We start from the raw sequence: 11,474 nt of genomic DNA, 5'->3' as shown, positions 1-11,474 counted from the left end.
AGGGGGGTGTGGCAGGACCGCGCTTGACAACGTTGTCGGCACGGCGGGCCAAGGGGGAGAGCGCTCGCGTCGAAGTTAGTGAGGGGGCGGAGGCGCGTCAATGGGCCGGGGAACGAGACCACTTGGAGCTTGGTATGGACCTGCCAACACGACGGCGCTACCGTGAAACGCGCCAGACCGTGAGAGCGCTCTCAGCCCCTGCCTTCGCACCCCCACCGACCTCCGGATCGACGAGAGGCAACTCCCTTGAGACACAGAACGGTTCTCCGCGCGGTGCTGTCCGCCGGCCTGCTCCTGACCGCCGCGTCCGCCGGGCTCGCCCAGGCGTCCGCCGACGACGCGTCCACATCGTCCGCCGCCTCCACCCGTCAGGCCGCAGCGTCCGACGGTCTGCTGACGGCCATGCAGCGCGACTTCGGCCTCACCCGGAGCGAGGCGGTCGACCGGCTCGCCGCCGAGACGACGGCCCGCACGGTGGAGACCCGCGCCGAGCGCGCGGCCGGCGACGCGTACGGCGGTTCGTGGTTCGACGCGTCGAGCGGAAAGCTCGTCGTGGCCCTCACCCGCACCGGCGACCGGAAGGCCGTCGAGGCGACCGGCGCCCGCGTCAGCCTCGTCCGGCACAGCGAGCAGGAGCTGAACGCGGCCATGCGACGCGTCGACGCCCTGCGCGCGCCCGCCGGAGTGGCCGGCTGGCACGTGGACGCCCGGTCCAACTCCGTCACCGTCGACGTGGTCGCCGCCCACCAGGACGACAACGATGTCAAAGCCTTCGTGGACCGCGCCCTCGAGGCGGGCCCGGTCACCGTGGGCCGGACCGACGCCACCCCTCGCACCCTCTCGGCCGGCACGGTCGGCGGCGACCCCTACTACACGGGCAACGTGCGCTGCTCCATAGGCTTCTCCGTGTACGGCGGCTTCGTCACCGCCGGCCACTGCGCCCAGCCCGGCGCCGCCGTCAGCGGCTGGGACCACACGTACATCGGCAACTTCCAGGGGTCGTCGTTTCCAGATAACGACTACGCCTGGGTCAACGTCGGCAGCGGCTGGTGGACCGTGCCCGTCGTACTCGGCTGGGGAACCGTCTCCGACCAACTGGTGCGCGGCTCGGCCGAGGCGCCCGTCGGCGCCTCCATCTGCCGCTCGGGCTCGACCTCGCACTGGCACTGCGGCACCGTCCTCGCCAAGAACGAGACCGTCAACTACAGCCAGGGCGCCGTCCACCAGATGACGAAGACCAACGTCTGCGCCGAACCCGGCGACTCCGGCGGCTCGTTCATCAGCGGCGACCAGGCGCAGGGCGTCACCTCCGGCGGCTGGGGCAATTGCAGCAGCGGAGGCGAGACCTGGTACCAGCCGATCAACGAGATCCTGAGCCGCTACGGCCTCACCCTGCACACCGCATGAGGTGACCGCACGGACTCCCGCTCGCGCCGGCCGTCACTCCCAGGACGGCCGACGCGATCCGGGCATCCCGCCGGTCGGGCGTCAACTCCCGCCTTACGCACACCTCTTGACCCGCTCATTGGTGCAGTCCAATAGTGGTGTCCCCCCTCCCCCTCTGCCCCTCCCCCTCTCCCCCGCACCGCCCCCACACCCCCAGGAGCCCGTCGTGCTCTCCCGTCGTGCCCTTCTCGCCACCGCGGCGGCCACCGCTGCCGCCGCCCTCCCCCTGACCGCCGCCGGCACCGCCACCGCCCGCTCCCGGACGAGTGCCCTGGCCGCCGCCGCGTCGCTCCCGATCTCGCTCGCCAACAACTCCGGTGGCTCCGCGCCGGTCTACGCCTACATCTCCGGCGCCGACACCTCCGGCTGGCCCGGCTTCGTCACGGCGGACGGGGTCTTCCACCGGCTGCCGAGTCCGTCCTCGGTGCTGACACCCGCGCCCGACTACGCGATCCCGCTGGGCGGTTCGGGTTCCGCGGCCACGCGGGTGCCGCTCAGCAGCTACGTGATCGGCGGACGCGTCTGGTTCTCGACCGGGCGCAAGATCCAGTTCTTCGTCAACCCGCCGGGCGGCAACGGCGGGGTGCCCGGCCTGGTGCAGCCCGGCTTCACCAGCACCGACCCCAACTGGACCACCAGCTGGACGTTCTGCGAGTTCACCTACAACGCGGCGAACCTGTACGCCAACATCAGCTACGTCGACATGGTGGCGCTGCCGGTCTCGATGGCCACCACCGGCGCCGCCGGCAACCAGTCGGTGCCGGCCCTGCCCTCCGGGGCGCTGGCCTCCATCGCCTCGGGGCTGCGCTCCCAGCACGCGGCGGACGGCGCGCCCTGGGACCAGCTGGTGGCGACCGACTCCGCGGGCACGGTGCTGCGCGTGCTGGCGCCCTCGCACGCGCCGGCGGACTTCGGCTCGTACTGGCGGCCGTACCTGGACCGGGTGTGGGACTACTACCGCACCCACACCCTCACCGTGGACGGCCAGGGCTCGATCGGCGCGTACTCCGGGACGGTCAGCGGCGACGTGCTCACCTTCGCCGGGCTCAACACCAACGGGGTGCCCTTCACCAAGCCGTCCGCCGCCGACATCTTCGGCTGCGCGAGCGGACCGCTGTACAACTCCGGCGCCGACGCCCGTTCCGCCGTCGCCGCACGCCTGGCCGCCGCCCTCAACCGCTCCAGCCTCCTGGTCGCCGGCGGCGGCAACCAGCCGAACGGGGTCACACCCGCCCAGTACTACACCGAGTCGATCACCAACCACTACGCCCGGCTGGTGCACAAGTACGCGACCATCGGCTACGCCTTCCCCTACGACGACGTCGGCCCCACCGGCAGCGCACCGGTCGACGGGCACCTCCAGGACCCCACTCCCGCCTCCTGGACCATCACCCTCGGCCCCGGCAGCGGCGGCACGACCCCACCGCCGAGCGGCGGCACGAGCGCGTACTCCACCATCCAGGCGGAGAGCTACAGCGCGCAGAGCGGTACGCAGACCGAGGCGTGCTCCGACACCGGCGGCGGCAGCGACGTGGGCTACCTCGCCGCCGGGGACTGGCTGAAGTACGCGTCGGTCGACTTCGGCAGCACCTCGCCGGCGACGTTCTCGGCCCGGGTCGCCTCCGGGGTGGCGGCCGGTGTCAGCGGCGCGATCCGGGTACGGGTGGACAGCGCCACCGGACCGCAGATCGCCGAGATCGACCTCGGCTCCACCGGCGGCTGGCAGACCTGGCGCACCGTGCCGGCCAACGTCACCCGGTCGGTGACCGGCGTGCACGACGTGTATCTGACCTTCGCCGAGAGCGGCACCGAGTTCGTCAACGTCAACTGGTTCACCTTCGCCCGCTGACCGCCGCCGGACGCCCGGCCCGCCCGCGACCGCTCCCGGACAGGGCGCCGCGGGTGGGCCGGGCCGGGCGCGGACGGCGCGTACGCTCGGTGCATGGTCGAGCATCGCATGGTCAACGTGAACGGGGTCCGGTTGCACCTCGCCGAGCAGGGCGAGGGCCCGCTGGTCGTGCTCCTGCACGGCTTCCCCGAGTCCTGGCGCTCCTGGCGCCACCAGTTCGGTCCGCTGGCCGAGGCGGGGTTCCGGGTGGTCGCCCCGGACCAGCGGGGCTACGGGCGCAGCGACCATCCCGCCGACGTCGAGGCGTACAGCATCCTGCACCTGGTCGGTGACGTCGTCGGGCTGATCCGGGCCCTGGGCGAGGAGCAGGCGTACGTCGTCGGGCACGACTGGGGGGCGCCGGTCGCCTGGCACACCGCGCTGCTGCGCCCGGACCTGGTGCTCGGAGTGGCCGGACTGAGCGTGCCGCCGCCGTTCCGGGGGAAGGAGCCGCCGCTGGCCGCCATGGACAAGGCGTTCGGCGGGCGTTTCTACTGGAACTACTTCAACCGTCCCGGGGTCGCCGACGCCGAGTTCGCGCGGGACCCGCGCACCGGGCTGCGCAAGTTCGTCTACGCGGCGTCCGGCGACGCCCCCGGTCCGGTCAAGCAGCCGCTGGTCGACCCGGAGCGGGGCTGGCTGGCGGCCATGCGCGACCCCGAGACGCTGCCGGAGTGGTTCACCGAGGACGATCTCGACGCGCTCACCGAGAGCTTCTCCGGCGGCTTCACCGGCGCGCTCAACTGGTACCGCAACCTCGACCGCAACTGGGAGCTGACCGCGCCGTGGGCCGGCGCGGTCGTCACCTCGCCGGCCCTGTACGTCTACGGCGAGCGCGATCTCGTGCCCGCCTTCCCCGGCACACCCGAACTCATCGAGCGGCTTCCCGGCCTCATGCCCGGTCTGCGGCGTCCGCCGCTCGAACTCGCGGGCTGCGGGCACTGGACCCAGCAGGAGCGCCCGGCCGAGGTGACCGCGGCGCTCCTCGACTTCCTCCGCGACTGCCAGTCCCGTTGAGGTGTGCCGGCGGGGGCGGCCCCGCCGGCCTCTCGAATCACCGCTTGCGGGCGGAGGCCAGCCAGGAGGTGTGCTCGGGGCCGTAGCGGTAGGCGCGGAAGACCGCGTTCTGGGCGCCCCGGGAGGACTCCATGCCGGTGCCGTTCGCGAAGGCCCCGAACTGCGGGACGACGTACTCCCAGACCACGTCGCCGTCGGGGGTGACCTCGAAGAGACGGCCGAAGGAGCCCTCGGCGACGAAGGTGTTGCCGTTCGGCAGGCGCTGGGCGCTGGACATGTACGGGCTGTAGAAGTTCTGCGGCGGGTTGTCCTCGTACGACCAGACGATCTCCCGCGTCGCGCGGTCGATCTCGATCACCCTGGAGTACGGCACCGAGGTGTCGTCGCGGTAGGAGCCGTTGTCGAAGACCAGGACGGTCCCGCCGTCGAGTTCGTGGGGGTAGTGCTGCTGGGCCAGCACGTCGGGGCCGAGGCGCCAGGTGACGCGGGAGGTGGCACGGTCGATCACGACGGCGGTCGAGGCGCTGCGGAAGCCGACCATGACGCTGCCGTCGCGCAGTTCGTTGACGGTGTTGGCCATCGGCCAGTGCTCGCGGGCGAAGTGGCGGTTCAGCGGGGTCTCCTCGGGCGTCAGGTGCTCGAAGGACGCCCAGCGCCAGACGATCTCGCCGGACCACGTCATCTCGTAGACGACGTCGCCCCAGATCCGTCCGTCGGGGGCCTCCGAGCCCGGGATTCCGCCGGGGATGCGGGCGGCGAAGGCCGGGGGCACCGGTTCCACGGCGAGGATGATCAGGTTGCCGTTGGCGAGCAGGCTCGCGTCGTGGTGGTGGTACGGGTGGCGGGCCTCGCGCAGCACCGAGCCGTCGGGGGCGACGAGTTGGAGGATGCCGCCGTGGTAGACGTCCCAGATCGGGAAGAGCGGCTCCGTGTCCGTCTGCTTGCCCTGGTAGAAGAGGGTGCCGTCGGGCAGGAGGTGGGCGTGCCGGCCCGGCGGGTGGGCGAGCTTCCATTCGTGGGCGATCTCGCCGTCGCTGTCGATCAGATAGACCTCGCCGTCGCCGGCGATGGGGGTGTAGAGGGTGTGGCCGCCGTAGCTGCGGGCGGGGTCGTGGGCGCGCAGGCCGGTGCCGCGGCGGCGCAGGGTGTTCTGGTCGACGGGGGTGGTGGTCATGACGTGTCCGGGTGTCCTTCGGGTGTGCGGGTGCGTACGGGCGGGTGTGAGCGGGTGGGTGTGTCGGGGTGTCAGGAGAGGGTCACGGCCTGGGGGGCCGCGGACTTGAGCGGGGCGGGGTCGATGTGCTGGAGGAAGGTGGCCCGGTCCGGGGTTCCCGCCGGCTTCTGCGTCGACTTGACCCAGGCGCCCTCGGCGACGAGCAGCTTCAGCAGGGGCTCATCAAGGGTCACGGCGTAGTGGTACGAGGCGTAGTAGGCGTCGACGAAGCCCGGCTGAAGCGCGCCCTTGGCCTGGGCGACGACGGCCTTGCGGGCCGCCGCGGGGTCCTTGGCCGCGGTCCTGGCCGCGGTGGTGAGGGTGCGCAGCACGGCGGTCGAGGTGCGGGCGGCCGTACCGGGGGCGGCGACCAGCAGGGTGCGGTAGGTGTAGCCGGTGTAGCGCAGCTCGCGGTACTCGGCGCCGAGAGCGGCCTTGGTGGCGTCGTAGAAGCTGGGGAAGGTGAGGCCCGCGTCGATGTCGCCGCGGGCCAGGGCCGCGGTCACCTGGTTCGGGGCGAGGTTGACGAGGGTGACGTCGCCCGGCTTCAGTCCGGCCGCGGTGAGCATGCCGTCGAGCGCGTACTGCACGTTGGTGCCCTCGGGCAGACCGATCTTCTTGCCCTTGAGGTCGGCGAAGCGGGTGACGGAGGCGGCGGCGGTGGTGAACAGCCGCCAGTCCGCGAAACCGGACAGGGCGGCGACGATCTCGATCTTCCGGCCGGCGAGGACGGCCGACACGGCGGGCAGGTCGCCGACCACCGCGTACTGGGCCTGCCCGCCGAGGACGGCGTTGAGCGCGTCGCGGCCGGTGGCGAAGGACTGGACCTGGGGGGTCAGGCCGTTGGCGGCCCACTGGCCGTTCTCGGTGGCGGTGTAGACGGGAGCGCCGCCGAGGTAGTCGCTGCCCGCGATGGTGACGCGGGTCGTCCCGGCGGACGTGGACGCGGAGCCGGTGTCCGCGCCGCAGGCGGTCAGCAGCGTCATCAGCGCGAGTACGGCGGCGAGGGCGGCGGCCGCCCGTGTTCCGCGCGGGGAGACCGGCGGCGGGGTGGTGGGCACGGGGAACTCCTGGTGGGTCACGACCGGGTTCATTCGGTGTCGAGTTGGGTGACGATGCGGTGGTGGAGGTCGGACTTCGGGCCGTCGCCCACGCGGTGGTCCGCGATGACGCGTCCCGGGCCCGCCGCCATGACGATCACCCGCTGGGAGAGGGCGAGCGCCTCGTCCACGTCGTGGGTGACGAAGACGACGGTGGTACGGGTGTGTTCCCACAGCCGGGTCAGCAGTCGCTGCATCCGCGCGCGGGTGATCGCGTCGAGCGCGCCGAACGGCTCGTCCATCAGCAGGACGCGCGGCTGGGCCGCCAACGCCCGTGCCAGGGCGACGCGTTGACGCATGCCGCCGGACAGCTGGGCCGGGTGCTTCTCGGCGGCGTCGGCGAGGCCGACCTCCGCGAGTGCCTCCAGGGCGCGCGCCCTGCGCTCGGTGCGGGACAGGCCGAAGCGTTTGAGGGCGAACTCGACGTTGCCGCGGGCGGTGAACCAGGGCAGCAGCGCGTAGTGCTGGAAGACCACGCCCCGGTCCGGGCCGGGTCCGGTCACCGGGACGCCGTCCATCAGGACGCGCCCCGAACTCGGCGGCACGAACCCGGCGACGGCGTTCAGCAGTGTCGACTTGCCGCAGCCGGTCGGGCCGAGCAGGGAGGTGAACGAGCCCTGGGCGAAGTCGAGTTCGGTGGCGGTCAGGGCGAGGGAGCGGCCGTAGCGGACCTCGACGCCCTCCAGTCGGACGAGGGCGGTCATGAACTCCTCCTGGGCGCGGTGGTGTCGGTGTGGTTCATGAGCCGCTGCTCCAGTGGACGAGGCGGTGGCCGACCGCGCTGATCAGCGCGTCCGCGAGGAGGCCGAGCAGGCCGAGTTCGATCAGGCCGACGAACATGTGGTCGGTGCGCAGGAACTGGCCGTCGACCTGGAGGCGGTAGGCGATGCCGCTCTGCGCGCCGCCCAGCTCGGCGGCCACCAGGGCCAGGAAGGCGAGTCCCGCGCCGTAGCGGAGCGCCGCCACGACCGAGGGAGCCGCCGCGGGCAGCAGGACCTCGGTCAGCCGGCGCCGGCGCGGCACCCCGAGGGCGCGGGCCGCCCGCAGGTAGTCGGCGGGCACACGGGCGACGCCGTCGTGGACGTACAGCCAGACGGCCAGGAAGACGGCGTAGGCGATGAGCAGGTGTTTGGCCTGCTCGCCGATCCCGAACCAGGCGGTGACCAGGGGCACCAGCGCGATGGCGGGGATCGGCCGCAGGAACGACATCATCGGGCTGACGAGCGCGGCGACGCGGCGCTGGTTGCCGGTGAGGAAGCCGAGGGCGGTCCCGGCCGCGGCGCCGGCCGCGAAGCCCTGGCCGGCGCGTGCCAGGCTGGCCCGCAGGTCGGCGGTCATCGTGCCGTCGGCCCACATGGCGTGGGCCGCCCGCAGGGTCTGCCAGGGGGTGGGGACGAGGCCCTCGCCGAGTACGCCGGCGCGGGCGGCCGCCCACCACAGGGCGAGCACGACGCATGCGGAGGCCAGGGGGGCTCCGGCGCGGGCGAGCACCTTCACGACTCCCGGCCGCCAAGGCCCGGGCGCGTCCGCCGCCTTGGTCTCGGAACGGTCCGCCGCCGAGGTGCCGGGCGGGTGTGCGGGGCCGGGGCCGGGTGGGCGGGGGCGGTGGTCGTCGACGGCGTCGTGCGGGGGCCCTGCCGGAGAGCCGGGCGGTGAAGTGCGGGCCATGGTCGTCCAGTTCCTGAGCCGACAGCGAGATTGACGACGTCAATAATTCGCCTCGCTTATTGCAGCAGCGTGTCGGCGTCATGAAGCTTCATCCGGACCATGTCCCCGGTTCTGCGGCCGCCGTCCGCGCGCTTGCGGGGTGCGCTACCGTCGAGCACGTGCGCCGACCCGATCCCTCCCCCGAGGCCCTGGCCGTCGGATCCGTGATCCGGGGGCACCGACGACGACTCGGTGTCCCGATGGCCGAACTCGCCTCCCGCTCGGGCCTGTCCCAGCCGTTCCTCAGCCAGCTGGAACGCGGCCTGACGACGCCGAGCCTCGCCTCCATCTACAAGATCGCCGACGCGCTGGCGCTGCCGCCGGGCATCTTCCTGCGTCCGGCCAGCACCTCAGAGACGGTCGCGCACGAGGCGGACCCGCAGGTCATCCGGGTCACCGAAGGCACCGGGCAGTTCGCCCACGTGCTGATCCCCGGTGGTCAGAGCGACGTCATGGAGGCGTACGAGCAGCACTTCACACCCGGGCAGGGCGAGCGCGGCTGGTTCGAGCACACCGGGGAGGATTTCATCCACGTGCTGGAGGGCGAGGTCGCCCTCGAACTGCGCGGCGAGGAGACCATCCGGCTCCGGGCGGGCCAGAGCGCCCATCACCGCGGCGACGTACCGCACCGCTGCCGCCTCGTCGGCGCCACCGCCGCCCGTACCCTGCTCGTGGTCGCCCTGGGCCGCTCGGGCGGCTGAGCGGCCGGAACGCCGAGGTCCGCCGTTCCGGCGGCGGGCCGGCCGGGCCGGACGGGCAGCCGGGCGTCAAGGTCTGCCGTCCGTAACGGACTTGACGCGTCGGCGGTGGGCGGCCGGCGGTGTCGGGCGGTGCAGGCGCCAGACCGCGTCGGTGCCGACGCAGGAGGGCGGCGTGGGCGGTTCCGCCCGCTCGCGTCCGACCTCGGTGAAGCCCAGGCGGCGCGGTACGGCGCTGCTGGCGGTGTTGGCCAGGTCGTGGGTGATCTCCAGGTACGCCACCTCCGGCAGGGCGAACATCTCGTCGGCCAGGGCCGCCGTCGCCCTCGTGGCGATGCCCCGGCCGACGGCCGCCGGGTGCAGCCAGTACCCCATTCCCCAGCCCCGGGGCACGGCTCCGCGGTAGGCCTGGCACATGCCGACGAGTGTGCCGCCCTCGACCACGGCGTAGTTGAACACCTCGCCGCTCGCCCACCTCGCCTCGGCCTTCGCCAGGAAGTCCCGGGTGCGTTCCTCGGCGGGCCCCTCGAACCACGGCATCCAGGGGCGCAGATGTTCCCGGGACTCCTCGATCAGCCGCAACGCCGCTGCGAAGTCGCTCTGTTCACGCCAGCGCCGCAGGACGACGTCCCCGCACGCGATGGTCTCACTCGGTCGGTCCATGACCGCCATGATTGATTCGCCGTACCGGTCACCGCAATGAGCCGGAAGGACACGGCGACGACCCGCCACGCGCCCGGCACCGTCCGGTGTCGCCCGGCACCGTCCGCTGTCGTCCGGCGCCGCCCGGCGTCACGCCCGGGGGACGACCGCGACGGGGCACGGGGCGTGGTGCAGCAACGCGTGGTTGATCAGGCCCAGTTGGAGGCCGACGACCGCCTGGCGCCGGCGCGCGCCGACGACCAGGAGGTCCGCCTCCGACGCGGCCGCGACCAGCGCCTGCCGGGCCGGCCCGTCGATCACCGAGCGGTGCGCCGGCACGTCGCGGTACCGCTCCGCCGGTGCGCCCAGCTCGTCGTCGAGCACCTGCGCCGGCGGCCGCCGGTGTGCTTCCGCGACGTACCACGGCGGGATCCCGGGAGCGGCAGGGCCGCCGAACCGCGGGTTCCAGGCGTGCACGGCCACCAGGCGGCAGCGCCGCGCCCGGGCCTCGCGGAACGCGAACTCCACGGCCGTGTCACTGCCCTCCCCCGCCTCGACGCCGACGACGACGCTCCCGAAACGGGTCCCCCGGTGCCGTGCCTCGCCGCGCACCACGACGACCGGGCAGTGCAACCGGGCCGCCACGGCCAGGGCGACCGAGCCCAGCAGGAGGCCGGGCAGCTCCCCGCCGAGTCCCCGGGAGCCGAGCACCAGCGCGAGCGCGGCGCGGTCCCCCGCGACCAGTGCGGAGATCGCGTCCTCGTGCACGACCTCGCTCGACAGCCGTACGGCGGGGGCCGCCGCTCCGGCCCGTTCCACCGCGGCGCGGAGCACGCCGGACGCCTCCCGGTCACCGGCCGCCGCGTGCAGGACGTGCAGCGGAGCGCCGCGCCGCACCGCCTCGGCGGCGGCCCAGTCCACCGCCTCCAGACTCGCCTCGGACCCGTCCGCGCCGACCACCAGGGGAAGCGTCACCGCGCCTCGACTCCTCTCGCGCCGACAGCGACACCGGCCGGCCGGCCGCGGGACCCGACGCCGGGCTCCGGGCCGGGACGGGACGGAGCACGACAGATCAGAACGGATCAGTCCGTATCTGGACGGATCAGGCCGGGTCGGTTCAGTCTCCGAGCAGGTCGAGCAGGTCGTCGGCGTGCTCCTCCTCTTCCTCCAGGATGCTCTCCATGAGGCGCCGGGTGGTCGGGTCCTTGTCGCCCAGCCAGCGGATGATCTCCTGGTAGACGCCGATGACGATGCGCTCGGCCTCCAGGTTGCTGCGCAGCATCTGCTTCAGTTCGTTGTCCGGGATCGCCGTGTACTCGGTGTGCGAGCGCTCGACGATCGTGGCCGGGTCGAAGTCCGGGTCCCCGCCCAGCTGGGAGATGCGCTCAGCGGCGCGCAGCGCGTGGTCCCACTCCTCTTTCGCGTGTTCGCTGAACTCCGCCGAGACCTGGGCGCGGTCGATGCCGGTGGCGGAGATGGCATGCCGGGTGTACCGCATCCAGCACACCACCTCGGTGGCCACGACGTCGTTCAGGACGGCCACGACCCGGTCCCGGTCCGCCCCGTACGTCTCCGTGACCGGGCCGCCCTCCATCTTGGCCCGGGCGTCGGCACGAATCCTGCTCACGTCAACGATGAAGTCGTCAGTCATGCGTGTCCTCGAAGGCTGCGGTGGACGGCGGGAAGATGATCCGATCGGCAAGTAAAGAAGCCGGTCCGGGCCGCGGCGGCGCGGCACGCCTCGGAGCGCCCCCACGTCACCC

11 protein-coding genes are annotated in these 11,474 nt (G+C 73.1%); 4 read left to right on the top strand and 7 right to left on the bottom strand.

Annotated elements, in window-relative coordinates; all coding sequences use genetic code 11:
* Window positions 1-246: 246 nt before the first annotated feature.
* From ABEB07_RS11595 to ABEB07_RS11585, 3 genes are all read left to right on the top strand, one after another.
* Complete coding sequence (locus ABEB07_RS11595; protein WP_345668230.1) at window positions 247-1,407, top strand: S1 family peptidase; 1,161 nt, start codon at window positions 247-249, stop codon at window positions 1,405-1,407.
* Between the two features lie 205 nt (window positions 1,408-1,612).
* A complete protein-coding gene (locus tag ABEB07_RS11590; RefSeq protein WP_345668228.1) occupies window positions 1,613-3,295 on the top strand; it encodes a beta-1,3-glucanase family protein in 1,683 nt (560 codons plus the stop codon).
* A 93-nt stretch (window positions 3,296-3,388) separates the two neighbouring features.
* On the top strand, window positions 3,389-4,351 hold the full coding sequence (locus tag ABEB07_RS11585) for an alpha/beta fold hydrolase (protein WP_345668227.1): 963 nt from the start codon (window positions 3,389-3,391) through the stop codon (window positions 4,349-4,351).
* A 37-nt stretch (window positions 4,352-4,388) separates the two neighbouring features.
* On the opposite strand, the gene ABEB07_RS11580 is transcribed toward ABEB07_RS11585, so the two are convergent.
* The 4 genes from ABEB07_RS11580 to ABEB07_RS11565 all read right to left on the bottom strand — a co-directional run bounded on the left by ABEB07_RS11580 (window position 4,389) and on the right by ABEB07_RS11565 (window position 8,332).
* Window positions 4,389-5,525 (bottom strand): aryl-sulfate sulfotransferase, encoded by a 1,137-nt coding sequence (locus tag ABEB07_RS11580; protein ID WP_176147408.1) that lies wholly within the window; start codon window positions 5,523-5,525, stop codon window positions 4,389-4,391.
* Between the two features lie 71 nt (window positions 5,526-5,596).
* Entirely contained in the window at window positions 5,597-6,646 is a 1,050-nt protein-coding gene (locus ABEB07_RS11575) for an ABC transporter substrate-binding protein (RefSeq protein ID WP_345668224.1), read from the bottom strand.
* Between the two features lie 8 nt (window positions 6,647-6,654).
* On the bottom strand, window positions 6,655-7,368 hold the full coding sequence (locus tag ABEB07_RS11570; RefSeq protein ID WP_345668222.1) for an ABC transporter ATP-binding protein: 714 nt from the start codon (window positions 7,366-7,368) through the stop codon (window positions 6,655-6,657).
* A 34-nt stretch (window positions 7,369-7,402) separates the two neighbouring features.
* Entirely contained in the window at window positions 7,403-8,332 is a 930-nt protein-coding gene (locus ABEB07_RS11565; protein ID WP_345668220.1) for an ABC transporter permease, read from the bottom strand.
* A gap of 158 nt (window positions 8,333-8,490) precedes the next feature.
* Between ABEB07_RS11565 and ABEB07_RS11560 the strand changes: the two genes are divergently transcribed.
* Complete coding sequence (locus ABEB07_RS11560; RefSeq protein WP_345668218.1) at window positions 8,491-9,072, top strand: helix-turn-helix domain-containing protein; 582 nt, start codon at window positions 8,491-8,493, stop codon at window positions 9,070-9,072.
* Window positions 9,073-9,138: 66 nt separating this feature from the next.
* On the opposite strand, the gene ABEB07_RS11555 is transcribed toward ABEB07_RS11560, so the two are convergent.
* From ABEB07_RS11555 to ABEB07_RS11545, 3 genes are all read right to left on the bottom strand, one after another.
* Complete coding sequence (locus ABEB07_RS11555) at window positions 9,139-9,732, bottom strand: GNAT family N-acetyltransferase (protein ID WP_345668216.1); 594 nt, start codon at window positions 9,730-9,732, stop codon at window positions 9,139-9,141.
* Between the two features lie 129 nt (window positions 9,733-9,861).
* On the bottom strand, window positions 9,862-10,686 hold the full coding sequence (locus ABEB07_RS11550) for a universal stress protein (protein ID WP_345668214.1): 825 nt from the start codon (window positions 10,684-10,686) through the stop codon (window positions 9,862-9,864).
* A gap of 142 nt (window positions 10,687-10,828) precedes the next feature.
* A complete protein-coding gene (locus ABEB07_RS11545) occupies window positions 10,829-11,362 on the bottom strand; it encodes a ferritin-like domain-containing protein (RefSeq protein WP_345668212.1) in 534 nt (177 codons plus the stop codon).
* Between the last annotated feature and the right edge of the window lie 112 nt (window positions 11,363-11,474).

Source organism: Streptomyces similanensis (genome assembly GCF_039543625.1).
Lineage (GTDB): Bacteria > Actinomycetota > Actinomycetes > Streptomycetales > Streptomycetaceae > Streptomyces > Streptomyces similanensis.
The sequence above is the reverse complement of the archived record's forward strand: the minus strand, read 5'-3'. Positions and strand labels throughout refer to the sequence as shown.